Below are 26,169 nucleotides of genomic sequence, written 5' to 3'. Positions count from 1 at the left end.
CAGCTGCGATAAGATATGTTATTTAAATGTTACTTGCGGTTGGGGCTTATTTCAAGATGCCATTTGCCAGTGGCCCGGTCTTAGGCCACTGGCAACATTCAGCAAATTAACGCAGACCGGGGACGGCGCGCACCTCTTTCGAACGCAGCGTCAGGCGGATAGGAACTGACTTGTACGACGGCGTTCCGCTCTCTTCATCGATGTAATCCAGCGGCACCAACACGTTGGCTTCCGGATAATAAGCGCCCACGGTGCCCGGCGCGATGCTATAAGCAACCACGGTGATATCCTCAAGGCGCAGGTCGCTATTCGGGAGCGCGGTGAAAATGTCGACGCGGTCGCCATGCTCCAGCCCCTGCTCGGCCATATCCTGCTCATTCATAAACAGCACATCGCGGCGGCCAAACACCCCGCGATAGCGATCGTCCATCGCGTAAATCGTGGTGTTGTACTGATCGTGACTGCGCAGCGTAACCAGGCGCATCACGTCGTCGCCATCAACGCGGGTGTTCTCATGGACGCCTTTGAACACCGAGAACATCGCTTTGCCGGTCGGCGTCGGCCAGATCCGCTCGGTTGGCGGCAGCGGCATTCGGAAACCGCCCGGATGACGAATACGTTCGTTATAATCCTCGAATCCGGGGATAGTGTGCTCGATGAGATCGCGGATGCGGTCGTAATCCGCCACCAACGATAACCAGTCGATCTTACTGTTCGGCAGCGTCGCCGTCGCCATCCCGGCGACGATAGCCGGTTCCGAGCGCAGTCGGTCAGAGGCCGGTTTCAGTTTGCCGGATGAAGCGTGGACCATCGACATCGAGTCTTCCACGGTAATCGACTGACGTCCGCTCTCCTGCATATCAAGTTCGGTGCGGCCCAGACAAGGCAGAATAAAGGTCTCTTTCGCCACCAGCAGATGCGAACGGTTCAGTTTGGTGCCAATGTGCACGCTAAGATCGAGCCCGCGCATTGCCGGGAACGCCTGCTCATGATCCGGCATCGCCACCGCGAAATTACCGCCAAGACAGATAAGCGCTTTCGCTTCGCCGGCAACCATTGCCTGCAGCGCTTTCACCGCATCGTGACCATGTCCACGTGGAGCGGCAAAGCCAAACACGCTTTCAAGATTATTCAGAAACTCCGCACTCGGTTTTTCGGTAATGCCGACGGTACGGTTGCCCTGCACGTTAGAGTGACCGCGCAGCGGGCAGATCCCGGCCCCCGGTTTGCCGATATTACCGCGCATCAGCAGAAGGTCGGCAATCAACCGGACGTTAGAGGTGCCTTTGTTATGCTGGGTGATCCCCATGCCATAGGTCACGATAGTGGCGTTGGATTTGGCGTAGGCAACGGCAACGCGCTGCAGATCGTCGCGGGTTAATCCGGACTCACGCTCAATTTCCGGCCAACTAGTCTGACGTAAATCTTCGGCAAAAGCATCGAAGCCGAGGGTGTGCTCGTTAATAAACGCCTGGTCCAGCACCTGGCCCTGGTCCGCTTCGATCTCCAGTAATGCCTTAGCGATCCCTTTCAGCGCCGCGGCATCGCCGCCCGCTCTCACCTGAAAATAGGTTGAGGCGATATTAGTTGAGCTGTAGGTCGCCATTTCAATAACGTTCTGCGGGTCGGCAAAACGCTCTAGCGCCCTTTCACGCAGCGGGTTAAAGACGATAATCGGCACACCGCGGCGGGACAGTTCATGCAACGTCCCCATCATGCGCGGATGGTTGGTTCCGGGGTTGTGACCGATGGAAATAACCAGTTCGGTTTTATCAAAGTCATCCAAAGACACCGTGCCTTTGCCGATGCCGATCGATTGCGGCAGACCGACGCTGGTCGCCTCGTGGCACATATTAGAGCAGTCCGGGAAGTTATTGGTGCCGAACTCGCGGGCGTAAAGCTGGAACAGATATGCCGCTTCGTTAGAGGCGCGCCCGGAGGTATAGAACTCAACTTCATCGGGCTGCATGCCCTGTAATACTTCGCCAATGCGGGAAAACGCGCTTTCCCAGGAGACCGGGCGCAGCGTGTCGCTTTCGCGATCGTAAGACAAGGGATGGGTAATACGTCCGTACCCTTCCAGTTCAAAGTCGCTTTTCGCCAGCAGCGAGGTCACGGTATTGGCAGCGAGGAACTCCGGCGTCACGCGTTTGCTGGTGGCTTCCCAGGTGACCGCCTTCGCGCCGTTCTCACAAAACTGGAAGGTTGATTTATGTTCTTTATCCGGCCATGCGCAGCCGGGGCAGTCAAAACCGTCAGGCTGGTTGGTACGCAGCAGCGTGACCGGGGCGTCAAGCGCGTCCATTTGCGTACGCACGGCGATGGCGGTCGCTTTTAACGCCCCCCATCCACCCGCTGGGCCATCATAGGGATGAACACCGGGGACAACGCGTTTTTTCTTATTCATATGAACTCCTGAATACTCTCTTCAGCTAGCGGATGTTATTAACAACATTGGTCACGTTTTTTTGCGGTGATGTTAAATAACCACATTAATTAAGCGGGAAATACCGCATTTCATTTTCCAATGAATAGCAAATGACAGGGTTAACTCGTTGTTTTTAATCTTTAACTAAATGTCTGGTTAAAATGAAATGAGCGACTTTAATCGTTAACTAAATAATAACATCTCATTTCGTGTTGTATAATAGATGTTATCTATCGGGTGTTAAATTTAACCTATTTGATAATTAAAGAATTATTTTTAAACTTTATTATCAAGGGCATTAACATATTTCAATGCCCGTCAACGCCGTAATTTAATTGTCATCAACAGGAGGCTTTGCGCAGGTAAAGCCGTATCCGCTATGCAGAAAATATTCCATAAATACAATGAAGTAATGTCGTACAGGGGTGAGCCATGTTCGGATTAGATGCCTTTTATTTAGCCAGGATACAGTTTGCATTTACTGTATCTTTCCACATCATTTTCCCCGCTATTACCATTGGTCTCGCCAGCTACCTTGCGGTACTGGAAGGGCTGTGGTTAAAAACAAAAGAGGATACCTACCGCCAGCTCTACCATTTCTGGTCAAAAATATTTGCCGTTAATTTTGGTATGGGCGTCGTTTCCGGACTGGTGATGGCCTATCAGTTCGGCACTAACTGGAGCGGGTTCTCGCAGTTCGCCGGTAGTATTACCGGGCCGCTATTGACCTATGAAGTCCTGACCGCCTTCTTCCTCGAAGCCGGCTTTCTTGGCGTCATGCTGTTCGGCTGGCATCGCGTCGGCCGCGGACTGCACTTCTTCGCGACCTGTATGGTGGCGCTGGGCACGCTGTTTTCCACTTTCTGGATCCTCGCGTCCAATAGCTGGATGCATACACCCCAGGGCTACATTATCGAGAATGGCATCGTGGTGCCGGTAGACTGGCTGAAGGTCGTTTTTAACCCTTCATTCCCGTATCGCCTGCTGCACATGTCCACCGCCGCCTTCCTTGCCAGCGCCTTTTTCGTCGGCGCTTCGGCGGCCTGGCATCTGCTGAAAGGCAATGACACGCCGGCAATCCGCAAGATGTTCTCGATGGCGCTGTGGATGGCGCTGATCGTCGCCCCCATTCAGGCGATGATTGGCGATGCGCACGGCCTGAATACGCTCGAACATCAACCGGCAAAAATCGCCGCGATTGAAGGGCACTGGGAGAATAAACCGGGTGAGGCCACGCCATTAGTGCTGTTTGGTCTGCCGGATATGGATGAGGAGCGCACCAAATATAAAATTGAGGTTCCCTATCTTGGCAGCATCATCCTGACCCATAGCCTAGATAAACAGGTTCCGGCCTTAAAAAGTTTCCCGAAAGAAGATCGCCCAAATTCCACCATTATCTTCTGGTCGTTCAGGGTGATGGCCGGGCTCGGTATGTTAATGGTACTGCTCGGCGTGGTCAGCGCCTGGCTGCGTTGGCGTGGCCGGCTTTACACGTCAAAACCGTTCCTGCGTTTTGCCCTGTTGATGGGTCCTTCCGGGCTGGTCGCGCTACTGGCAGGCTGGTTTACCACTGAAATTGGCCGCCAGCCGTGGGTAGTCTATGGCGTTCAGCGCACCCGGGATGCGGTCTCCGCCCATGGCGATCTGCATATGTCCCTCAGCCTGCTGGCCTTTATCGTGGTTTACGCCTCGGTGTTTGGCGTCGGCTACGTGTATCTGATTCGCCTGATAAAAAAGGGGCCGGAAAGTGCGCACACGCCGGAGGACCCGACTCAGAACCAAACCCCTGCCCGCCCGCTGTCAGCGGTACGCGAACCTATGAATACTTCGGGGAGAAAATAATATGGGTATCGACCTGTCAATTATCTGGTTCACGATCATCGTTTTTGCCACTCTGATGTATATCGTGATGGACGGTTTCGATCTCGGGATCGGCATTCTGTTCCCGTTTAATAAAAATGAAACCGACCGCGACATGATGATGAATAGCGTGGCGCCGGTGTGGGACGGCAACGAAACCTGGATGGTGCTGGGCGGCGCGGCGCTGTATGGCGCGTTTCCACTGGCCTACGCGGTGATTATCGATGCGCTCAGCATCCCGTTAACCGCCATGTTACTGGGGCTGATTTTCCGCGGCGTAGCGTTTGAGTTTCGCTTTAAGGCGACGCCGGAACATCGTCCGTTGTGGGATAAGGCGTTTATCGGCGGTTCGCTATTGGCGACGTTTAGTCAGGGGATCGCCGTAGGCACCCTGCTCAACGGCCTCAGCGTCACGGGTCGCGAATTTAGCGGCTCAACCCTCGACTGGCTGGCGCCCTTCCCGCTGTTTTGCGGCGTCGGACTGGTGATTGCCTACGCATTACTGGGCTGCACCTGGCTGATAATGAAAACTGAAGGCGCTCTGCATCGCAAAATGTCCGAGCTGGCGATCCCGCTGACGCTGGCGTTGTTAGCAGTGGTCGCTATTATCAGCATCTGGACGCCGCTGACTCACCCGGAAATCGCTCACCGCTGGTTTACCTTCCCCAATATCATCTGGTTTATGCCGGTGCCGTTGCTGGTGCTGGTTTGCTGCTGGGGGATTGTCCGGAGCGCCTATAATCGTCAGGCCAGCTATGGGCCGTTTTTACTCACCCTGGCGCTGGTGTTCCTCGGGTTCAGCGGCCTTGGGATCAGCATCTGGCCAAATATTATTCCACCGGCTATCTCTATCTGGCAGGCCGCTTCGCCGCCGCAGAGCCAGGGCTTTATGCTGGTCGGCGGGCTGCTGATCATTCCGGTTATTTTGATGTACACCTGCTGGAGCTACTACGTGTTCCGCGGCAAAATCAAACCCGATGAGGGGTATCATTGATGGCGACTCAATCTGATAAAACGTTAACGACGCATCATCGTCCGTTCTGGCACAAACTGATGTGGCTGGTGATTATCTGGGGGGCCAGCGTGCTGGCGCTCGGCGTGGTCGCCACCTTCTTTAAGCTATTGATGACGGCGGCAGGAATGCGCACTCACTAATACTAAATGCCGGACGGGCTGACCCGCCCGGCGTTTTTTTATGTGAGGTTGTAAAAACGATCAGGCTGCATTTTTTCCGGTAACGGATGTTGCCCGGTCATATCCATCAAATTACGTTCAATGGTATTGCACATTGCATTCAGCGGCAGGTCGTTGGCCGAGGTGCCAAACGGATCTTCCAGCTCTTCCGCCAGGGAATCCCATGACAGGAAGGTGTAGGAGATAAACACCGAAACAAACGGCGTCATGTAATGCAAATCCCCCACCAGCGCGAACGGCAGCAACGTACAAAAAAGATACACCGTGCGCTGTAAAATCAAGGTGTAGGCAAACGGCACCGGCGTACTCGCCAGACGCTCGCAGCCGCCCAGGACATGGGCTAACTCATCGAGTTTATTATCCATCAAGCCGTAGGTAATATCGCTGAGCTTACCCTGCTCGCGCAGCTTACCTAGCTCATTACCAATCAATAATAATATTCGGTTAGTCGGCATTGAGCTGGCGAGAATTTCCGCCACTTTTTCTTTCGGCAACAGGCGATAGAGGTCGACCGCCGGGTCGGTTTTACGCAACTGATGCTTAAGGCTCCAGCTGAACGCCACCAGATAACTGACTAACGTTTTATGCGTTTCATGCTCGCCGGGAAGGATATTTTTCAGCTGCCGCACCAGCGTTCGTTCGGCAATCAGCACGGTTCCCCATAAATTACGCGCCTCAACGAAGCGGCTGTAGCTCGCGCTATTACGAAAGCCGAGAAAAATCGCAATCGCGATCCCCAACAGGCTAAATGGCGCAACGGTTAAATGAATGCCAAGTTGTTCATACCATTGATAGCTGATGATGGCGATGACCGACATCAGGACGTTCAATAGCAGGCGGAAAACAATTTTTGACAGCACGGAACCGTGCCAGTCAAACAGACGAAAAAACCAGTGTTGTTCTGGCCGGATGATCATTGTATTACTTCCTGAAGACCCAATGATGCTCAGTACATACCCTAATGAAAAATGATGGGTATATACCCGTCATACTTCAAGTTGCATGTGCGTTGGCAATAACTCGGCCCATCCCTGGGCCTCGCCCTTACGGGCGCAGTGAACTGCGTTCAAATTCGTTCCTGACGAATTTGTCCTCGCTCACCCCAGTCACTTACTGGAGTAAGCTCCTGGGGATTCCCTGCGTCGCCGCCTTCCTGCAACTCAAATTATTTAGGGTATAGATATTATCTATTAAGCCATTGGTTAATTTTATTGTACACAAACACGACATCGCGTTGATAACCGCCATTAATTAGCGATGAATTAATGGTGTTTTAATTATGGGCTGTTTTTATTTTCCACGCAATATACGGCCTGCAAAGCAGGCCGGAGAAATAAACCATCTGTAGCGGCGTAATGGCCGATATTATGCAGGGTTATTCAGCCTGACGGCTGGATAATTCTTCAAGTAACGTCGCGGAAGGTACAAAGAACAGACTGCCGGTAACCGGGCGGCTGTAATCGAGCAGTCGATCGTAATTACCGGCCGGGCGACCGACGAACATGTTTTCCAGCATCTGTTCGATGGGCGCCGGGCTGCGCGCATAACCGATAAAATAGGTACCAAACTCGCCCATCCCGGGTTTGCCGAACGGCATGTTGTCGCGCAGGATTTTAATCTCCTCGCCGTTCTCTTCAAGCGTGGTCAGCGAACTGTGCGAACAGCTTGGTTTGACGTCGGCATCCAGTTCGATGTTGGTCATTTTTTTACGCCCGATAATACGCTCCTGCTGTTCGACGGTTAGCGCATTCCAGCCCGCCATATCGTGCAGATATTTCTGCACGATCACGTAGCTACCCCCGGCGAAATCCGGGTCTTCTTCGCCGATAATGGTGAAATCCGCCGCCGCGCGCCCCTGCGGGTTTTCACTGCCGTCAACGAAGCCAATCATCGCCCGACGGTCGAAATAGCGGAAGCCGTGAACTTCATCGACAACCGTCACCGCGTCACCCAGTTTATCCATCAACTGCGTCGCCAGCTCGAAGCTAAGCCCCATATCATCGGAACGGATATGCAGCAGCAGATCGCCCGGCGTAGAGACCGCCACGCGCTCTCCGCTGCCCACGCGGCGGAAAGGATGCAGCTGCTGCGGGGTGGGCTGACCAAACAACTGCGGCCAGATCTCAGCGCCAAATCCGCAGATGCAGGAAATCCCCGCCTCCGGCATGCGGGTACCAACGGAACGCACCACCGCGGCAAAATCATCGCACCAGTCGCGCACGCGGCTCAGGCTCTCAGCGCTGCGCGCTACGGTCGCGACGATGAATATCGCCGTTCGCGGCAGCGGTAAAGTAATCGCCTGAGGTTCGTTAATTTTCATATCATCCTCTGTTATTGCCAATTAACGGCAAGGTAGCGTTGGCTCCTGCAGGCAGGAGTCGAAAGTTGTTTACGCGTGAGCCAGTTCGCCGCCGGGCGCTTCGTATGGATCAATGTGAATCATCACCTGTAGCACCTCATGGCGCGCGAGCACATTTTCCCGCACCGCCAGCGCGATAGCATGGCCTGCACGAACCGACAGCTCGCCCGGAACTTCAATATGGACATCGACGAGGATCAGGTCGCCCGCCTTACGAGTTTTTAGATCGTGCAAACCCACTACGCCGCCGGTTGCGGCGATGGTGTCGCGTATCGCATTCTGGGTTTGCGCGTCGACCGAGCGATCCATTAAATCATGCAAAGCATCGCCGGCAAAAGTGTAACCCATTCGTGTAATCAATACCCCTACTAACAATGCCGCCACGGGATCCAACCAGGCAATACCGGCGAGGTTACCCACGATCCCCACCGCCACCACTACCGACGATGCCGCATCCGAGCGCGCATGCCAGGCGTTCGCAATTAATAATGACGATTGAATGCGCTTTGCTACCGCCAGCATGTAACGGAACAGCGTCTCTTTTGCGATCAGCGCCGTCAGGGCCACCCAAAGTGCCGTAATATGCACGGATTGAATGGTTTCCGGATGGAGTAGTTTATCCACCGCCGACCACAACATACCGACGCCGACAACCATTAAAATCGCGCCCAATATCAGCGACGCGCCATTTTCGTAGCGCCAGTGGCCATAATGATGATCGCTGTCGGAAGGTTTACGGCTTTTCTTATTGGCAATCAGAACCACAAAATCAGCAACTAAATCGGAAAGAGAGTGAATGCCATCGGCAATAAGCCCTTGCGATCCTGAAAAAAGGCCAGCGATAATTTGCCCGGTCGATAAAAACAGATTAACCACGACGCTGACCAGGGTGCTTTTTCGCGCGGCCTGTGAACGTTGATGATATTTATTATCATTCTGTTGATTTTTATTTTCCATCATCCCTCCCGAATAAAGTATGGATGATAGCCTGATATGAATCAGCGATATTCAATATTAATGGCTTGTTGATAATAAATTTAAAATAAATAGCCTGAGTTATAATATATAAATGCGAATGATTGCGCTTTAAAAATAGCCGACATTGAGCGGCTATTTTTTTATTTTATGACGTTGCCATTCGACGCATAGCGCAATGATAAGCCCCATTTCGCACCGAGGCGCGGAGCACCCGCGCTACGCCATTGACCGCCACTCTCGCGGTTCGCCGCTGCAGCGGATTGATGGGGATCGCCAGCATCTGCTGCGCCCAATCGGGGAGCAGATCGATTCCGGCGACCATCATCCAGCGCCCTACCGGCTGGCTTAGACGGCCCGGCAGACGGGTGTTGAGCAGCACCTGCGCCACTTCTTGCGTTCGCTCATCACAACGTAACTGTGGGCGCATATCCTGCAAATACTCCGCCACCTGACGTGGCGTTTCGGGGATGTCTTCGGCGCCAAGCCGCCGGGCGACCTCCGCCGCTTCGCGGTAGTATTGCTCCTGACGCGCGGCAGTAACGATGGTGCGCTTATAACGCAGATGAGAGGCCATAAAGCTGCTGCACTCGGCCACGTGAACCCAGGTTAAGAGCGCCGGATCGCTGGCGCGATAGGGTGTGCCGTCCGGCGCAACGCCGCTGATGCGCTGATGGATCCCCTGCACTTTGGCGATTAATCTTTCGGCATCTGCGGTAGCGCCAAACGTGGTGGCTGAGATAAATTGACTGGTGCGGCGCAGACGGCCAAAGATATCCTCGCGAAAACGCGAATGATCCCACACACCGGCCAGCGCCAGCGGATGCAGCATCTGCAATAATAGCGCGCTAATGCCGCCGCAGAGCATTGAGGTAAAGTCGCCGTGCACCTGCCAGATAGCCGAATGCGGGCCAAATAAGCCCGGCTCGCCCTTCGGGTTTTCAAAATCAATCTCTTTTAACGCCATCCCGGTTAAACCCAGGACCTGTGATTCAATCATGCCGCGTATGCTGGTCATTGCGTTGCCCGTCGCTATCCGTAACGCCACCAACATAACACCATTCGCGGCGGCAGGCATTTGCCGACGGTGACTTTAAACGCCAACGCGCCCGCGTCCCCGCGGGCACGCCACGGATCAAGCGTTGAGCTGATAATCGAGGGAAATGTCGGCTTTCAGTACCTGCGAAACCGGGCAGCCGGCTTTGGCTTTCTGGATAATCGGATCAAAGGCCGCTTTGTCGATACCCGGCAGGACAATATTGCTCTGCAGCGCAATCTTGGTGATGGCGAAGCCGCCGCCGCTCTTATCCAGCGTGACCACCGCAACGGTATCGATAGAGGTCGCCGTATAGCCCTCCTCGCTGAGCATTAATGACAGCGCCATTGAGAAGCAGGCGGCATGGGCCGCGCCGATAAGCTCTTCCGGGTTAGTCCCTTTAACACCTTCAAAGCGGGTATTAAAACCATAAGGTTGTTGGTTCAACGCGCCGCTTTCCGTCGAGACGGTGCCTTTACCGCTTTTCAGATCCCCTTCCCAATGCGCCTGACCTTTCTTATGAATTGCCATCGTTTCACTCCTTTTTGACGTTAAAAGAGTAAGTATAGACAGCTCTAGCTGACCTGAGCCAACTGTTGCTGAATGGCCTCCAGAAACAACGGCAGCGCGCTGGGCTGATAATCCCGTGACAGATAGATGCCATAGACGGCCAGGGATTTTGGCGTATATCCAGGCAGCACCTGCTTTAGCGCGCCGCTGTTTAGCGCGCGCCGGGCTTCCAGTTCCGGCAGCATAGCGATGCCGCATCCGGCAACCGCCGCTTCCATCAGCAGAGAGGAGATCCCGGCGCTCAGATTGCCGGAGACGGCCACCGACACGGGTTCGCCCTGCGGATCGGTAAACTGCCATGTCGGGGTGGCGAAATGGCTATAGTGCAGACAGTTATGTTGACTAAGCTCCTCCGGAGAATTTATCTGGCCATGCTGCTGTAGCCACCTCGGCGAGGCGCAGAGTACCGAGCGGCAGATGCCAAGCCGCCGCGCTATCGCCCCCGGCTCCGGATTATCGGTGATCCGGATGGCGACATCGATACGCTCGCCAATCAGGCTTACCGGATGGTTATTGATATCCAGTTCGAGACGCAGTTGCGGGTAGCGGGCCAAAAACTCCGGTAGCAGCGGTGAAAGCAACTGCATGGCGGTAAAGTGCGCGCAGGCGACCCGCAGCGTGCCGCTCGGCACCGCGCGTTCCGTCTGCCCCGCGATCTCATCCGCCAATTGCGTGAGGCTACGCGTTTTCTGCAAAACCTTTTCGCCAGCGCTGGTTAAGGTCAGTTTGCGCGTCGAACGATGAATGAGCCGGGTTCCGGCCCAGTGCTCCATCTGCTCCAGATAGCGACTCACCATCGGCCGCGACATACCAAGCGCCCTGGCCGCCGCGCTCAAACTGCCCAGCTCGCATATCCGCATATATACCTGGGCGGCGATAACTCGATCCATATCCGTATCCATCTGCACGTTTTATGAAACTCAGCATCTCTTTTTTCAGGAATTTTCGCAAATCAAGAATGACGTAAAATAAACCTATTCACCTGAAAGAGAGAAAACCAACATGAAAGTATCTGCCCTGGCCATCGCCACCGCCCTGTTCAGCACCACCACTTTTGCCGCGCCGTTGACCCTGCAAACCTACAACCCGCAGGAGAACGCGATCTTCGCGGTGAACTCCACGCTGGCCTCCGGCCCGCACGAGGCGGTGCTTTTTGACGCCCAGTTCAGCGTTAAGGATGGTGAAAAGCTGGTTGAGATGATCAACAAAAGCGGTAAGAAGCTCACGCACATTGTGATCACCTCCGGCGATCCGGATTTCTATTTTGGCCTCGAGCCGCTGGTGAAAGCCTTCCCGCAGGCCAAAGTGGTGGCGACCCCTCAAGTGGTTAAGCATATTGAAGAGACCAAAGCGGCGAAGCTGGCTTACTGGGGCCCGCAGATGAAAGACGGCGCGCCGAAGCAGGTCTATGTTCCACAGGTATTAGCCGCAGATAGCTTCACCATCGACGGCGAGAAAGTGGAAATTCGTCAGCCGCAGAACTACGGCGCATTCGTCTGGATCCCGGCGAATAAAGCGATTCTTGGCGGCACCGGCGTCGCCTGGGGCATGCACGTCTGGACCGCCGATACCCAAAGCGCGGCGAGCCGTCAGCAGTGGCGCCAGACCCTTAACGATATGGCCGCGCTGCATCCGCAACAGGTGATCCCGGGCCACTACCTCGGCACGCCGCCGGCGGGCGACAAGGCTATCGTCTTTACCCGCGACTATCTGGAGAAATTCGAGCAGGCGCTGAAAGCGCATAAAGATTCCGCCAGCGTCATCAAAGCCATGCAGGCGCAATATCCGGGTCTCGCTGAAGAAAGTTCGCTGGAACTGAGCGCGAAAGTGAACACCGGCGAAATGAAGTGGTAATCGCCCGCGCCTGAATCGAGAACGCTCTTAATCTGCCGACGCAAGGTTGCTATTCGCAAAAAAATGGACCACGATAATCCCGTCGCGTTAAAAAGCGCGGCGTACTTAGGGTTACGTTTCGTCCGGCTTGCGTCGGGCTTGTCCTTGAAACCAGAACAGGATTAAGGAGTAAGAATGAAATCGAACCATCAGGCACGTCATCTTCTCGGTCTGAACTACAAGCTTTCCCGCCAGAAAAAAGTGGTGCTGGAAGGCGACGAAGAAACTACCGTTAACCATATCCATGCTACGGGCCGCAAACGCCGCGGTGGTTAATTTTCCAGCTGAGTGATGATAAAAACACCATCCGCTAAACAGGATGGTGTTTTTTTAAGACAATCCCACGCTTCGCATCCTTCTTTTGTTACCATCTGCTCTATACTCTGCCCGCTGCATTTCCTGCCAGCCCGATCGCTTATCGCCGCGCCCGGGTCTGAAGTGAACATCAAGGAGTTAGTGCGATGCAATTCATCTATAAAAAAAACCGCTCTCTTTATATCCCGTACGCTGGCCCGGTTCTGCTTGAGTTTCCGTTACTCAACAAAGGAAGCGCCTTCAGCATGGAAGAGCGTAGCAGCTTCAACCTGCTGGGCCTGCTGCCGGAAGTGGTCGAAACCATCGAAGAACAAGCTGAACGCGCGTGGATCCAGTATCAGGGATTTAAAACCGAGATCGATAAGCACATTTATCTGCGCAACATCCAGGACACCAACGAAACCCTGTTTTATCGCCTGATTGGTAATCATCTCGATGAGATGATGCCGGTTATCTATACCCCCACCGTCGGCGCCGCCTGTGAGCGTTTCTCGGAAATCTACCGTCGCGCGCGCGGCGTGTTCATCTCCTACCAGAATCGGCACAACCTCGACGATATCCTGCAAAACGTACCGAACCATAACGTCAAAGTGATCGTGGTGACCGACGGCGAGCGTATCCTCGGTCTCGGCGACCAGGGTATCGGCGGGATGGGCATCCCTATCGGTAAGCTGTCGCTCTATACCACCTGCGGCGGTATCAGCCCGGCCTACACCCTGCCTATCGTGCTGGATGTCGGCACCAACAACCAACAACTGCTCGACGACCCGCTGTATATGGGCTGGCGTCACCCGCGCGTGACCGACGATGAGTATTATCAATTCGTTGATGACGTTATCCAGGCCATCAAAAATCGTTGGCCGGACGTGCTGCTGCAGTTTGAAGATTTCGCGCAGAAAAACGCCATGCCGCTGCTTAACCGCTATCGTAACGAGATTTGCTCGTTTAACGATGATATTCAGGGCACCGCGGCGGTCACCGTCGGCACATTGATCGCCGCCAGCCGTGGCGCGGGCAGCCAGCTCAGCGAGCAAAAAATTGTCTTCCTCGGCGCGGGCTCCGCCGGTTGCGGTATTGCTGAACAGATCATCGCGCAAATCATGCGCGAAGGGTTAAGCGAAGAGGAAGCCCGCCAGCGCGTATTTATGGTGGACCGCTTTGGCCTGTTGACCGACGGCATGCCGAATCTGCTGTCGTTCCAGAGCAAGCTGGTGCAGAAGCGCGAAAACCTGCAAGGTTGGGATACGACCAACGAAGCGCTCTCGCTGCTTGACGTGGTGCGTAACGTGAAGCCGAATATTCTGATCGGCGTTTCCGGCCAGCCGGGGCTGTTTACGGAAGAAATTATTCGTGAAATGCACAAGCATTGTCCGCGCCCGATCGTCATGCCGCTGTCGAACCCGACCTCCCGCGTTGAAGCCACGCCGCAGAACATCCTGACCTGGACCGACGGCGAAGCGCTGGTGGCCACCGGCAGTCCGTTCACCCCGGTGACGGTTAAGGGCAAACAGTACGCCATCGCGCAGTGTAATAACTCCTATATCTTCCCCGGCATCGGCCTTGGCGTTATCGCCGCGGGGGCATCGCGCGTCACCGACGAGATGCTGATGGCGGCAAGCGAAACCTTAGCCAACCACTCGCCGCTGGTGAATAACGGCGAAGGCCCGGTACTGCCGGAACTGAAAGATATTCAGGCCGTGTCGCGCGCTATTGCGTTCGCTGTCGGTAAAGTGGCTCAGGAACAGGGCGTGGCGGTGAAAACATCGGCCGAGGCGCTGCTGCAGGCCATTAGCGATAATTTCTGGCAGCCGGAATATCGCAACTATCGCCGAACCTCAATTTAATACGTAATCTCTAACCGGGCCAAATATCGGCCCGGTTTTTTTGTCTAATTCGCCTACCGCTTATTTATATTTTTCGTTCTGATATTTCTTACACCAATATATAAATAAAAATACTTGCTACTTTTCCTTACCCATGCAACATTTTCCGCCCCCACATCAAACAAAGGAATGCAAAGTGGAAAATGTGACTTTCAAAGAAAACAAAAACACACAGACAATGATCCGCGTCATATTAATCCTGATAGGTCTTACTGCTATCTTCGCGGGTCTCTCTCTCTTTAGTGGCGATATGTGGCGCATCATACCCGATGCCGACCCGGAAAAAACCGCAACCGGTACTCTCGTTGGTCTTATTATATATTCACCCAGTAAATTCTTTTTTGCGTTGCTTTATATTTTTATCGCCCCTCTAATATGGCTTTTGCTTGTTCGAAAAATCAATTTTCATCTTCTGCACCACCCTATCATCCCTGCAGTTTTGTTTCTCTGCGCAGGCATCTTTGTTTTTCTACATCCAGAAGTGACACCGGGCGAAGACTTGAGTATTCAGTACAGTCGCCACAATAGTTATCATACTTCTATATTCTGGCGAGAAAGAATAACCCGTATTTATCTTAATAACACAATTAAATACGAAACATTTGTCGAGACTAAAGACTCCAGTTGGGATTTTAGCAAATATAATATTAAAAGCGCCTGGCGCTGCAAAGTCGAACAATATTCAAGTTTTTCAACTCTGGGCTTCTATGAAAGCTGGTACCCGGACGATGATCCGCAGGTAATGGCCGCGAACTGTAGACAAATTACGGATATTGAAGGACTCTCTAAAGAAACACTCTACAGTGCCCAGCGCATTGCCACTCAAAATGATCAGGCGGGCGTACAGAAAAATGAACAATAAAAAAATAATACTCAAACCTGCATTAAGAGTTTGGCTCGCGCTGTTTGGGGTTATAGTTTTGGCAAGCGTTTTGAGTGCTATTAATGGGAAACACTTGTATTTGGGTAACAGAGTCGATTTTTTGTTGGCAAAAACAGGAGAGGTTATTATTAATGAACTATATATCCCTGCTAAGGTTTTTTTTGCTCTTATCGCTTCCTTTATCCCGCCGATTCTGTGGCTACTGTTCGTGAACAATAAGCCGCAACGCCCATTTTTTTCCATAATCCTCCCGCTGTTACTATTTTTATCAGGGCTATTATTTTTCTTTCTTAAACCTCAAATCATTCCCGGCGAAGAAACAACCACCTACCGCTACGGCCTCTCCGACCTAAATTATCAGACTATCCGTTGGCAGAAAATGGTTCCCGGAAAATTTATTGATACACATTCAAAATTTCAAGTTTTTCTCGAGTATCTGAACCTTATGGAAGGGGAAACCTCCGACAATATAAAAAATGCTTATATCTGTGAAACTGAACGGGAGACTCAGTTTTATACTTTAACTATCAACCAACGATGGTTGCCGGATAAATACCCTCACATTCTGGATGCCCATTGCAGCCAAATAAAAGAAATCAATTCACTGACGGAATCTACCCTTTCACAGGCGCATTGGTTCCTGACAAGAGATTAATACGTTAACCAGACTGGCAGGATAGCTTCCAGACTACTCCTGCCATTTTTGCGGCGATAGTAACCAACCGCCGTCCCACAATACTCTCCGGATTACCATCGCCGAAAAAAAACAGCACTGCCGCGCTTCATTTTCATACCCTCTGTTTACTAAACACCCGTCCATCCTTACGAGTGGGTTCACATATGCTTTATTAACTCGCTCATCCGCGAGTAAAGGTCTTGCCCACTTACCCGGTCGCCGATAAATTAGCAATCAGATAACGCGGTGCTGAAATAAGCGCGCAGCAAAAACAGAAGGTTTAGGTATGGCGAATATTCGTGATGTCGCCCGTCGGGCCGGGGTGTCAATTAGTAGCGTGTCCAACGTACTTAATAATCGCACACAGCAGATGCGCGAAGAGACCCGACAGCGGATAGTCAAAACGATGGCTGAGTTAAATTACCGCCCGCCGCGTTGCGCCCCGCCGGTCGCCGATTCAGCAACCAAAATGCTCGGCCTGATGGTACCGTCTATCGTCAATCCGAGCTTTTCAGCGCTGGCACATGAACTGGATACTGCCGCGCGCGCTTTTCGCCATCGCCTGTTATTAGGCATTTGCTGCCGTGATGCCGCCGAGGAGTCGGCATTTATCGCGGATATGTTTTTGCATGGCGTACGCGGATTGATCGTCGCCGCCAGCGACGTACGCAAAACCCACTTTGTACGTGCAGCCGAACAAGGCATGACCATTATTAGCTATGACAATCGGCTGGCCGAAAGCGTCCCGCCTCGGGCGCGCTACTTCGATAGTGTCTCAATGGACAACGTTGAAGCGGGACGTCTGGCGGCGCAACATCTGCTGGACAACGGTTGCCGCAATATCGTCTTTGCCACCGAAAGCGGGTTAACGCTAGGGCGCAGCCATAAAATCCTCGGCTTTCAGTCCGCGCTTGCCCAAAGCGGAACAGCGGCAAGAGGCGTGGTGATAGAAGGCAGAGGCAATCGGGAATTCGGCGACGCCGAGATGTTCGAACTGGGCGTAAGTCTGGCGCAAAAAATTAGTGCCCGCACGCCGCGAGTGGATGGCGTGGTGGCGATTAACGATGCGTTAGCCATCGGCATGATGGTTGGGCTCCGCGCGCAGGGCCTGAGAATTGCGGAAGATATTTCGGTCATTGGCATCGATAACATCGCCCTCTCAGCGCTCTCATCGCCCGGCCTTACCTCGGTAATGGCCCCGCTTTCGACAATGGCGTCGATGATGGTAGAGCGGCTCGTCCAGAGAATTGCTGAGCCGGGATTACAAACCGACGAATTTATCTTCGCTCCGGAAGTGATTCAGCGCCAGTCGGTAAGAATAAAGCAACCATAGTTGTTTTATAAATAAATAACACGATGCAGATAATATTTATTATCAGCAGGGAGGCTTACACCCTTTTAGACTCAATACGCATATTAATGTCGGGATTCCCATCCCATTCTTTTGTACTTTAACGAGTATAACCGGAAATAATGATGAACCTACAATCTGCGCAAAATATAGAAAAGAGCGCCATTAAGAAATTGACATGGCACATTGTTCCATTAATGATATTGCTTTATTTTCTGGCTTTTCTTGATCGTAATAATATGGCCTACGCCGCAATGGCGTTAGAGGATAGCCTTGGTCTGACGGCCACCGCCTTTGGCTTTGCTTCGGGAATATTTTTCATCGGTTATTTTATGTTTGAAATCCCCAGCAACGCCGGCACGATTAAGTTCGGTCCGCGGCTGTGGTTCGCGCGTATTCTGATAACCTGGGGAATATTTGCCACCTTGATGGGCTTCGTCAGAACGCCGACCGAACTCTATATCTGTCGTTTTATGCTCGGCGTGTGCGAAGCCGGTTTCTTTCCTTCGGTGGTGTACTACTTCACGATCTTTTTTCCGCCCGCCTGGCGGACCAAAATTCTCGGCATGTTCATTATTGTTCAGCCGCTATCCAACGCCGTCGGTTCACCGATTTCAGGTTTAATTCTGCATATCGATAACGGCTGGTTTGGCCTTGAATCCTGGCAGTGGTTATTTATCCTCGAAGGTATTCCGCCGATCGTTATTGGCCTGTTCATCCCTTTTATTATCAAGAATTCACCACAGGAAGTCGGCTATCTCAACGCTGAAGAAAAAGCGTGGTTAATGAGTAGTACGAACCGTTCAAAATCAGGTAGTAAAGTCTCGCTGGCTGAGTTCGCCAGCGGTATTAAAAATCCCAAATATTTGCTTTATGCACTGCTGAACTTCGGGATGGTTTGCGGGATTTACGGCTTCGGAATGTGGCTACCGTCGATTATTACCGCCATTTCCGGCGATGACATTCTGCGCGTTAGTATGATTGCCCTCATCCCCTACGGCCTGGCGGCGCTACTGGTTTATCCATGGAGCATGCTGGCGAGTAAAACGCGAAAAATCGCCGTTTTTGCCGGTATCAGCATGGTCGTCGCCGCATTAGGACTCGCCGGCGCGGTGGTGTTCTTCAAGTACAACGTCGCGGTTTCACTCTCATTCCTGACCATTGCCGCCATTGGTATCTATACCGCGGTACCGTGTTTCTTATCGATGCCTGCCAACGTCTCGGCGGGCGCGGCGACGGCCGCGGGGCTCGCCGTAGTGAGCTGTATCGGCAACCTGGGCGGCTTCGTCGCCCCCTACGTGGTCGGCCTCCTTAACGACTTCAGCCACAGCAGCACGCCGGGTCTGATATTCCTCGCCATGTGCCTGCTAATCACCGGCCTGATTTGCATTTTCTACTGCGCCAGACAGCGCGAAGGCGTCATTCAATCCTGAAAATTTAAGGAAACATCATGGGAACTCTTATTGGTAAAAAAGCATTTATCACCGGCTCTGAACAAGGTATCGGCTGGGCTACGGCGGAAAAACTGATTCTGGCGGGATGCGATGTCTTTTTACACTATCACAGCGGTGAAGAAGGCCCGCAAGCGCTGGCGGCTATCGCCAGCGCGCGAGGGCAAAAAGCGGCCTGGCGCTATGCGGACTTGATTGACACTGAGGACGCGACCGCCTGCGTGCAGGCCGCCGCGGAATTCCTCGGCGGCATTGACATCCTGGTGAATAACGTCGGCGGCATCGTCGGGCGTAAGTGGCTTGGCGAAATTGACCGTCAGTTCTGGCAAACGGTGTTAGACGTCAATATGACCACCATGCTTAACGTCACCCAGGCGGCGCTTCCCTGGCTCAAATCGGCAACGGATGGCGCCAGCATCATTAACCTCGCCTCGCTGGCTGGGCGCTCCGGCGGGCATGCCGGATCTCTTGCCTATTCAACCACAAAAGGGGCCATCCTGACCTGGACACGCTCTCTGGCGGCTGAACTGGGCGAGCATGGCGTACGCGTCAATGCGGTTGCGCCGGGGCTTATTCTCGGCACCCGTTTTCATAACCGCCACACCACACAGGCATCGGCTGATGAAACCATCCGACAAATTCCGCTAAAGCGCGCGGGAACGCCAGATGACGTCGCCCGCGCCATTGCTTTCCTTGCCGGCGAGTATGACGGATTTATCTCCGGCGCCACTATCGATATTAACGGCGGAATTTATCGCATGTAATGCAAACCGGGCGGCCAGAGATTGCCGCCCGCCAGGGAGTTCCTGATGATCAAATTCGAAATTATCCATCCACAACTGCTGGCTGCTCTGGCGAGCTGCGGCCATAAATCACAAATTCTCATCGCGGATAGCAATTATGCCTGTCGCGTTAATGCCAATGCCGATGCCACGTTGATTCATCTCAACCTCGCGCCAGGCATGGTACCGGCAACTTATATCGTCGAAAAACTGCTTACCTGCGTTAATGTCGAACACGCGACGCTGATGGCATCGCCCCCGGAATTCACTAACACCATCGCCAGTGAATATCGGGAGCTTCTACCGACAAACTGCCCGCTTGAATTTGTCGAACGCCAGGCGTTCTACGCTAAGTCCCGGCTGCCGTTGACCCAACTGGTCATTGCTTCCGGCGAACAGCGTCGTTTTGCCAACCTACTTCTCACCGTGGCCCCGGCCTAATCGTCGTACCCGCCGCCGATAAGTCCGGCGGCGCGATCCTCAATGCTGGTATCTGGTCAAAAGACAATTTAGGCACTACACTCCCTGCATCCATCAACCTACTGAAAAAATAAGGAGGACCCCTATGCTGTACTGTGAACTGTTTAATGTTTCACATACATTTGGCGATCGCGCCAGCTCAAGCGTTATCGGTATCGTGCTGCGATAACTTTAGCTTGAGCGAAGAAGCCAACGACTAAATCCCTTCCTCGGGCTTACCGGGTTATCGTCAGCGATGTTTGACGAGGCATTCTCATGCCTGTAACTCTTGAGTAAGTTCACAATGAGCACACTTTTAAGCGCACAATCTCTCCACGTTGATACGGCCTTTGGCCCACTTTTCAACGACCTCTCCTTTACCCTGAAAAAAGGCGATCGCATTGGCCTGATTGGCTATAACGGTTGCGGCAAAAGCACGCTATTGCAGGTGCTCGACGGCACTCTCACGCCGAATTCTGGCAGCGTATCGCGGGCTAATCACTGCCTGCTGGCGCGAGTAGAACAACATCTTCCTGATGCCCTACTCAGCCAACCGTTATTACAGGTGGTACTGGAAAAACTGGCGCCTGGCGAACGGGATTCGCTGCGCTGGCAAGCGGAGCGGCTGCTCGCTGAAATGGGTTTTACCGTTCAACAGACCCAACAGCAAGCCGCCACCCTGAGCGGCGGACAGCATACCCGTCTGTTGCTTGCCCGCGCCTTGATCCAACAACCCGATTTGCTGTTGCTGGATGAGCCAGGCAACCATCTCGATCTGCCGACCCTGCTGTGGCTGGAAAGCTTTTTACAAACCTGGCAGGGGAGCTTCGTGGTGGTGTCGCACGATAACCTCTTACTGGATGCTGTAACTAATACCAGTTGGATTTTACGCGATAAAACGCTGCACGCTTTCTCACTCCCCTGCAGCGCCGCCCGTCGGGCGCTGGAAGAGCAAGATGCAAGCGATGCTCTGCGCCACAAAGCGGAACAAAAGGAGATCGACCGCGTCGCTGCCAGCGCCAAACGGCTGGCCATCTGGGGCCGGGTTTACGATAACGAAGATCTGGCGCGTAAAGCCAAGCAGATGGAAAGGCAGGTTTCACGCCTGAAGGATAGCCAGACGGAACTCACCGCCGGCACGCCGTGGCGTCTTGAGGTGCATGGCGACGCCGTTCGCGCCGATCGCCTGCTGGAGATGGAAAATCTCCCCGTTCCGCCGGCGCCGGGTCTTCCCGCCCTGTTCACCACCGGTGTGGCGCGGCTGCAAAGCGGCGACCGGGTAGCGATAATGGGTCGCAACGGCGGCGGGAAATCGTCGCTGCTGCGCCTGTTATGGCGGCAAATGCAGCAACCGGCTAGCGAAGCCGGCCTGCGTTTACATCCGCGGCTCCATGCGGGTTATTACGATCAAACCCTGCATCAACTGGCGGATGAGGCCAGCCTGCTGGAGGCGCTGGAGCCCTTTGAGCCTTCACCGGAAACGCGCAAGCGGGCGCTGATTTCCGCCGGCTTCGGCTGGGCGCGACACGGGCAGAAGGTCAGCACTCTCAGCGGCGGCGAACGTTCGCGACTGCTGTTTGTCGGCCTGTCGCTGGCAAGCTATAGCCTTCTGCTGCTCGATGAACCCACCAACCATCTGGATATGGAGGGTAAAGAGGCGCTGGCGGCGACGTTGCGGGAATATCCCGGCGGCCTGCTGCTGGTGAGCCACGATCGACAGCTCATCAGCCAGAGCTGTAACCGCTTCTGGTTAATTGATGAAGACGGGTTAAGCGAGTGGCACGACGTCGACGAGGTGTACACCCGTCTGCGCGGCAACGAGCGCCTTCAGAGCCCGGCGACCCAAACGCCGCCGCAGGCGACGACCGTCGACGACCTGCAAGAGGATCTGCTGGAACGTCTGGTGATGCTGGAGCAGTTATTGGCGGACGATCTGCAGCGTAAGCCGAAGCATCAGAAACCGCAGCTACAGGCGCAGTGGCGTCAGGAGATTGAGGAAATTAATATACAGTTGAGTTAACACGCTTATGCCACCGGAGCTTTAGCGCCCCGGTGGCATGACGGCTTTAGCGGCGGGTAAACTGTTGCTCAAGCATGGTCTTCCCCCATTGATCGCCCCGCCACTCTTTACTCAGCGTAAACCCAAAGGATTCATATAATTTACGCGCCGCCTGCAAGCCGCTAAATGTCCATAGCTGAACCGCATCGAAGCGCTGATTATCACAAAAGTTGATGGCTTCAGTCAGCAAGCGCCGCCCCACGCCGCTGCCACGACAGCCATCGCCGAGAATAAACCAGCGCAGATGCGCTTCATTATTACCGAGGTCTTCGCCATCAATGGCGACAGAGCCGACGACGACGCCATTTTTGACCGCCAGCCAAATCTGGTTACGTTGATTGTTCAGGCGGCCTGAAAACTCAGCCAGACCGCTGGCGACTTTACCTTCAAAAAAATGGCCAAAGCCGTAATGCCGGGCGTAATACTCACCGTGCATTTGCGCAATGCGGCCAATCATTCCCGGCTGATAGCCGGTGACTATCGTGATGTCGTTTGGTCTGCTCGTGACCGGCTGCTGACGACAGCGCTCAAGCGCCCACGAATAGGCCGTCAACCCCTCGGCAACGATCTGCTGCTGTGCGCTATCCAAATGCGCCAGCGCCTCAATCACCCGCATGGCGCCGTACTCATGAATGCGGGCGACCGTCGCCTGCCCTTTGGTTGTCAATGAGAGTTGTTTAAAACGCCCGTCATCAACACAACCATTTTCCTCTATCTCGTTAGCGGTCTGCAGGCGCGATAGCATGCGGCTGACGCTCGATTTATCCAGCCCCAATACCTGCACCAGTTGCGCGGCGGTCATCGCGCCATGATTAGAAATCTCCAGCAGCGCATGCACCGCTGAAGGTGAATAGTCGGTGGCCGCCAGCGTGCTGTTCATAAAGCCGAGCTCGCGCACCATCAATCGTGATGCGCAACGAATTTGATCGATAAGTAAAGTGTCAGACATGGTGACATCCATGAATCAAGATAGTTGCATCATACAACCACCATTCGCTCACCCTGTCAATCACCCTGACGCACGTAGCGCAATGCCGATTAAGCCCCCTAAAATTAGTATAAACGGATGAATATTGTGCCAAATATGCGGCAAATCCCCCCATTCCCAACCATACCGCTTGTAATTAGCGACGTAAGATCTAATCCTTAATGAGTATTATTTTCGCTGTTAGCACCTTCGTATCATTAACAAGGAGAAACGCATGAAAGCTGCTGTAGTCACCCACGACCACCAGATTGATGTAACCGACAAAAAGTTACGCCCGCTGGAGCATGGCGAAGCGCTGCTGAAAATGGAATGCTGCGGGGTCTGCCACACTGACCTGCACGTGAAAAACGGCGATTTCGGCGATAAAACCGGCGTCATTCTTGGCCATGAGGGCATCGGCATCGTGGAAAAAGTCGGCCCTGGCGTGACGTCGCTGAAGCCGGGCGATCGCGCGAGCGTGGCCTGGTTCTTCGAAGGCTGCGGCCACTGCGAATACTGTAATAGCGGCAACGAAACCCTGTGCCGCTCGGTGAAAAATGCCGGCTATACCGTCGATGGCGGAATGGCCGAAGAGTGCATCGTCACCGCTGATTACGCGGTAAAAGTGCCGGATGGACTGGATTCGGCCGCCGCCAGCAGCATCACCTGCGCCGGCGTCACCACCTATAAAGCGGTGAAGGTCTCACACATCAAACCCGGCCAGTGGATTGCCATTTATGGCCTCGGCGGCCTGGGTAACCTGGCGCTGCAATATGCCAAAAACGTCTTTAATGCCAAAGTGATCGCCGTTGACGTCAACGACGGACAGCTGGAGCTTGCCGCCTCGATGGGCGCCGACCTGACGGTTAATTCCCGCAACGAAGACGCCGCCAAAATCATTCAGGAGAAAACCGGCGGCGCCCACGCGGCCGTGGTTACCGCCGTTGCTAAAGCGGCATTTAACTCCGCCGTAGATGCGGTTCGCGCCGGCGGCCGCGTCGTCGCCGTTGGCCTACCGCCGGAAGCGATGAGCCTGGATATCCCTCGCCTGGTGCTGGACGGTATTGAAGTAGTGGGTTCGCTGGTCGGTACCCGTCAGGATCTGATTGAAGCCTTCCAGTTTGCCGCCGAAGGCAAAGTGGTGCCGAAAGTCACTCTGCGCCCGCTTGGCGATATCAACGCCATCTTTAAGGAGATGGAACAGGGCCAAATCCGCGGCCGCATGGTTATCGATTTCCGCCGTTAATTCTGTCTGACTCTGCCAGACGAAAAAGTCTAACCTGCTGACTATTCCCGCATGTTGGGAATAGTCAGAATTCGCAAATGCTTAGCGCAAATCGTTGGTTCCTTTGTATTCCGTCGCGCCCGATGATGGCAAGACAATAGATAACAAAGGAATTCACCATGCAAAATCGCTTTCGCCTGGCTACGCTTGCCGCCCTTTTTATCGCAGGCGCATTTTCAGTTTCGGCCGCGCAAACGCCGATCAAAGGCGGCACCTTAATTTATCTGGAACAACAGCCGCACACCAATCTCTATCCGCCGGCCGGCGGTTTTTACCCTAACGGCGGGATCCTCAATCAGATAACCGACAAGCTGACCTGGCAGAACCCGGAAACGCTAGCTATCGAGCCGTGGATCGCCGAAAGCTGGACTAGCAACGACGATAAGACCGAATATACCTTTAAGCTGCGACCTGGCGTCACTTTCTCTGACGGCACCCCACTCGATGCCAACGCGGTCGCAAAGAATTTTGATACCTACGGTTTGGGCAATAAAGCCCTACGTCTGCCGGTTTCCGAAGTGATCAACAATTACGATCGTAGCGAAGTCATCGATCCATTGACCGTCAAATTCTACTTCAAAAAACCCTCACCGGGATTCCTGCAAGGTACCGCGACGATTGGCTCCGGGCTGGTTTCCCTCAGCACCCTGGCGCGAAGTTTTGAGGCGCTGGGCGATGCCCGCCATATCATTGGTTCCGGCCCCTTTACGGTAAAAGATGAAAAACCCGGACGCGAACTAACCCTGGTGGCGCGGAAAGATTATCAGTGGGGGCCGAAAAATCTTGCTCAGCAAGGCCCGGCGAACCTCGACGGTATTACCTATATCGTCACGCCGGAAGATAGCGTACGTATTGGCGCGCTGCTGGCGGGACAGGCCGGGTTTATTCGCCAGGTGCAGGCCTATGATGAAAAACAGGCGACCGACCAGGGCTTTAATATTTATGCCGCACCGACGCGTGGCGTTAACGATAGCCTGAGCTTCCGCCCTGATAATCCGCTGGTTGCCGACCTGCGGGTACGCCAGGCGCTACTGCATGCGACCAACGCCAAACAGGTTGTCGAAACCCTTTTCTCACCTAACTGTCCGCAGGCAAGTTCCGTCATCGCCCGCACCGCCGCGGGATACGTCGACTTAAGCGACAAACTGGCCTTCGATCAGCAGAAAGCCAAACAGCTGCTGGATGAGGCGGGCTGGATCCCGGGCGCGGATGGTATCCGACAAAAAGCGGGGCAACGGCTGGCGCTCACCGTCTATGAATCCCTGCCCCAGCCGCAGAACAAAGAGGTGCTACAGCTGGTCGCGCAGCAGTGGCGTCAGGTTGGCGTGGCCTTAAGCGTGAAAGCCGGCGACGCCGGCAGCCGGGTACTGGATAATCTCGACCCGCTAAAAACGCCATTAACCGTTTCTGAAGTTGGTCGCGCCGACCCGGACGTGGTGAAGAGTATGTTCTTCCCGGCTAATCGCGATGCCTTGCTGCAACAGGGCGGTTCGAGCGACAAAGTAAAATCCTTCCGTGACGATAAGCTCAACGCCCTGTTAACCGCAATCTCTGCCGAAGTGGATGGGCAAAAGCGTCTGCAGCTAACTGGCGATGCACAGCGTTACCTGCTGGATAACGCCTACGTCATTCCCATCTTTGAAGAACCGCAGGTCTTTGCCGGCGCGTCATGGGTAAAAGGCGTACGTTTTGAAGCCGTAGGCCGTCCGTCGTTTTACGGCGTATGGCTGGATAAACACTAAG

At 53.9% G+C, this 26,169-nt stretch carries 23 protein-coding genes; 15 read left to right on the top strand and 8 right to left on the bottom strand.

The window, feature by feature from the left end; all coding sequences use genetic code 11:
- Positions 1 to 106 precede the first annotated feature (106 nt).
- Positions 107 to 2,407: an FdhF/YdeP family oxidoreductase gene (locus ABLV78_RS12035; protein WP_047048565.1), complete on the bottom strand. Its 2,301-nt coding sequence runs from the start codon at positions 2,405 to 2,407 to the stop codon at positions 107 to 109.
- A 453-nt stretch (positions 2,408 to 2,860) separates the two neighbouring features.
- Between ABLV78_RS12035 and ABLV78_RS12030 the strand changes: the two genes are divergently transcribed.
- Genes ABLV78_RS12030 through ABLV78_RS12020 form a run of 3 tightly spaced genes read left to right on the top strand, consistent with a single transcriptional unit; the run spans position 2,861 to position 5,443 of the window.
- Positions 2,861 to 4,270, top strand: a complete 1,410-nt coding sequence (locus ABLV78_RS12030) for a cytochrome ubiquinol oxidase subunit I (RefSeq protein ID WP_015366505.1) — start codon at positions 2,861 to 2,863, stop codon at positions 4,268 to 4,270.
- Between the two features lies 1 nt (position 4,271).
- On the top strand, positions 4,272 to 5,282 hold the full coding sequence (gene cydB, locus ABLV78_RS12025) for a cytochrome d ubiquinol oxidase subunit II (RefSeq protein WP_015705494.1): 1,011 nt from the start codon (positions 4,272 to 4,274) through the stop codon (positions 5,280 to 5,282).
- A complete protein-coding gene (locus tag ABLV78_RS12020; RefSeq protein WP_064568862.1) occupies positions 5,282 to 5,443 on the top strand; it encodes a DUF2474 domain-containing protein in 162 nt (53 codons plus the stop codon). Before cydB ends, ABLV78_RS12020 begins: the two co-directional genes overlap by 1 nt.
- A 38-nt stretch (positions 5,444 to 5,481) precedes the next feature.
- On the opposite strand, the gene ABLV78_RS12015 is transcribed toward ABLV78_RS12020, so the two are convergent.
- The 6 genes from ABLV78_RS12015 to ABLV78_RS11990 all read right to left on the bottom strand — a co-directional run bounded on the left by ABLV78_RS12015 (position 5,482) and on the right by ABLV78_RS11990 (position 11,312).
- Complete coding sequence (locus tag ABLV78_RS12015) at positions 5,482 to 6,399, bottom strand: bestrophin family protein (protein ID WP_047048568.1); 918 nt, start codon at positions 6,397 to 6,399, stop codon at positions 5,482 to 5,484.
- Between the two features lie 458 nt (positions 6,400 to 6,857).
- On the bottom strand, positions 6,858 to 7,802 hold the full coding sequence (locus tag ABLV78_RS12010) for a Dyp-type peroxidase (protein ID WP_045394192.1): 945 nt from the start codon (positions 7,800 to 7,802) through the stop codon (positions 6,858 to 6,860).
- A 69-nt stretch (positions 7,803 to 7,871) separates the two neighbouring features.
- Positions 7,872 to 8,798: a cation diffusion facilitator family transporter gene (locus tag ABLV78_RS12005; RefSeq protein WP_047048572.1), complete on the bottom strand. Its 927-nt coding sequence runs from the start codon at positions 8,796 to 8,798 to the stop codon at positions 7,872 to 7,874.
- A 166-nt stretch (positions 8,799 to 8,964) separates the two neighbouring features.
- On the bottom strand, positions 8,965 to 9,834 hold the full coding sequence (locus ABLV78_RS12000) for an oxygenase MpaB family protein (RefSeq protein ID WP_047048575.1): 870 nt from the start codon (positions 9,832 to 9,834) through the stop codon (positions 8,965 to 8,967).
- 117 nt (positions 9,835 to 9,951) lie between these two features.
- Entirely contained in the window at positions 9,952 to 10,383 is a 432-nt protein-coding gene (locus tag ABLV78_RS11995) for an OsmC family protein (RefSeq protein ID WP_015366497.1), read from the bottom strand.
- A gap of 44 nt (positions 10,384 to 10,427) precedes the next feature.
- On the bottom strand, positions 10,428 to 11,312 hold the full coding sequence (locus ABLV78_RS11990) for a LysR family transcriptional regulator (protein WP_047048576.1): 885 nt from the start codon (positions 11,310 to 11,312) through the stop codon (positions 10,428 to 10,430).
- 112 nt (positions 11,313 to 11,424) lie between these two features.
- Between ABLV78_RS11990 and ABLV78_RS11985 the strand changes: the two genes are divergently transcribed.
- The 10 genes from ABLV78_RS11985 (at position 11,425) to ABLV78_RS11940 (ending at position 22,135) form a co-directional block, all read left to right on the top strand.
- Positions 11,425 to 12,276 carry a Vmh family MBL fold metallo-hydrolase gene (locus ABLV78_RS11985; RefSeq protein WP_047048579.1) on the top strand — a complete coding sequence of 284 codons (852 nt, stop codon included), beginning with the start codon at positions 11,425 to 11,427 and terminating at the stop codon, positions 12,274 to 12,276.
- 174 nt (positions 12,277 to 12,450) lie between these two features.
- The gene (gene sra / locus ABLV78_RS11980; RefSeq protein ID WP_015366494.1) at positions 12,451 to 12,591 is read left to right on the top strand and encodes a stationary-phase-induced ribosome-associated protein; all 141 of its coding nucleotides are present in this window, start codon (positions 12,451 to 12,453) and stop codon (positions 12,589 to 12,591) included.
- Between the two features lie 185 nt (positions 12,592 to 12,776).
- Positions 12,777 to 14,474 carry an NAD-dependent malic enzyme gene (locus ABLV78_RS11975; RefSeq protein ID WP_015366493.1) on the top strand — a complete coding sequence of 566 codons (1,698 nt, stop codon included), beginning with the start codon at positions 12,777 to 12,779 and terminating at the stop codon, positions 14,472 to 14,474.
- A gap of 217 nt (positions 14,475 to 14,691) precedes the next feature.
- The gene (locus ABLV78_RS11970) at positions 14,692 to 15,375 is read left to right on the top strand and encodes a hypothetical protein (RefSeq protein ID WP_047049011.1); all 684 of its coding nucleotides are present in this window, start codon (positions 14,692 to 14,694) and stop codon (positions 15,373 to 15,375) included.
- Positions 15,365 to 16,051, top strand: a complete 687-nt coding sequence (locus tag ABLV78_RS11965) for a hypothetical protein (RefSeq protein ID WP_047048581.1) — start codon at positions 15,365 to 15,367, stop codon at positions 16,049 to 16,051. The genes ABLV78_RS11970 and ABLV78_RS11965 overlap by 11 nt, the downstream gene beginning before the upstream one ends.
- 307 nt (positions 16,052 to 16,358) lie before the next feature.
- Entirely contained in the window at positions 16,359 to 17,405 is a 1,047-nt protein-coding gene (locus ABLV78_RS11960) for a LacI family DNA-binding transcriptional regulator (protein WP_045394180.1), read from the top strand.
- A 143-nt stretch (positions 17,406 to 17,548) separates the two neighbouring features.
- A complete protein-coding gene (locus ABLV78_RS11955; RefSeq protein WP_045394178.1) occupies positions 17,549 to 18,856 on the top strand; it encodes an MFS transporter in 1,308 nt (435 codons plus the stop codon).
- A gap of 17 nt (positions 18,857 to 18,873) precedes the next feature.
- Positions 18,874 to 19,638, top strand: coding sequence for an SDR family NAD(P)-dependent oxidoreductase (locus ABLV78_RS11950; RefSeq protein WP_047048589.1), 765 nt, complete (start codon positions 18,874 to 18,876; stop codon positions 19,636 to 19,638).
- A gap of 45 nt (positions 19,639 to 19,683) precedes the next feature.
- Entirely contained in the window at positions 19,684 to 20,097 is a 414-nt protein-coding gene (locus tag ABLV78_RS11945) for an RbsD/FucU domain-containing protein (protein WP_047048592.1), read from the top strand.
- Positions 20,098 to 20,419: 322 nt separating this feature from the next.
- The gene (locus ABLV78_RS11940; RefSeq protein WP_047048594.1) at positions 20,420 to 22,135 is read left to right on the top strand and encodes an ABC-F family ATP-binding cassette domain-containing protein; all 1,716 of its coding nucleotides are present in this window, start codon (positions 20,420 to 20,422) and stop codon (positions 22,133 to 22,135) included.
- A gap of 46 nt (positions 22,136 to 22,181) precedes the next feature.
- Here the strand turns inward: ABLV78_RS11940 and ABLV78_RS11935 are convergent, their stop codons facing one another.
- Positions 22,182 to 23,123, bottom strand: coding sequence for a bifunctional helix-turn-helix transcriptional regulator/GNAT family N-acetyltransferase (locus tag ABLV78_RS11935; protein ID WP_047048599.1), 942 nt, complete (start codon positions 23,121 to 23,123; stop codon positions 22,182 to 22,184).
- Between the two features lie 253 nt (positions 23,124 to 23,376).
- Between ABLV78_RS11935 and adhP the strand changes: the two genes are divergently transcribed.
- Entirely contained in the window at positions 23,377 to 24,387 is a 1,011-nt protein-coding gene (gene adhP, locus ABLV78_RS11930; protein ID WP_015366486.1) for an alcohol dehydrogenase AdhP, read from the top strand.
- A gap of 158 nt (positions 24,388 to 24,545) precedes the next feature.
- Positions 24,546 to 26,168, top strand: coding sequence for a TIGR04028 family ABC transporter substrate-binding protein (locus ABLV78_RS11925; RefSeq protein ID WP_047048604.1), 1,623 nt, complete (start codon positions 24,546 to 24,548; stop codon positions 26,166 to 26,168).
- Position 26,169 lies beyond the last annotated feature (1 nt).

Origin of the sequence: Klebsiella sp. CN_Kp075, assembly GCF_040065055.2 — a bacterium.
Lineage (GTDB): Bacteria > Pseudomonadota > Gammaproteobacteria > Enterobacterales > Enterobacteriaceae > Klebsiella > Klebsiella aerogenes.
This window is presented reverse-complemented; position numbering and strand designations above follow the sequence as displayed.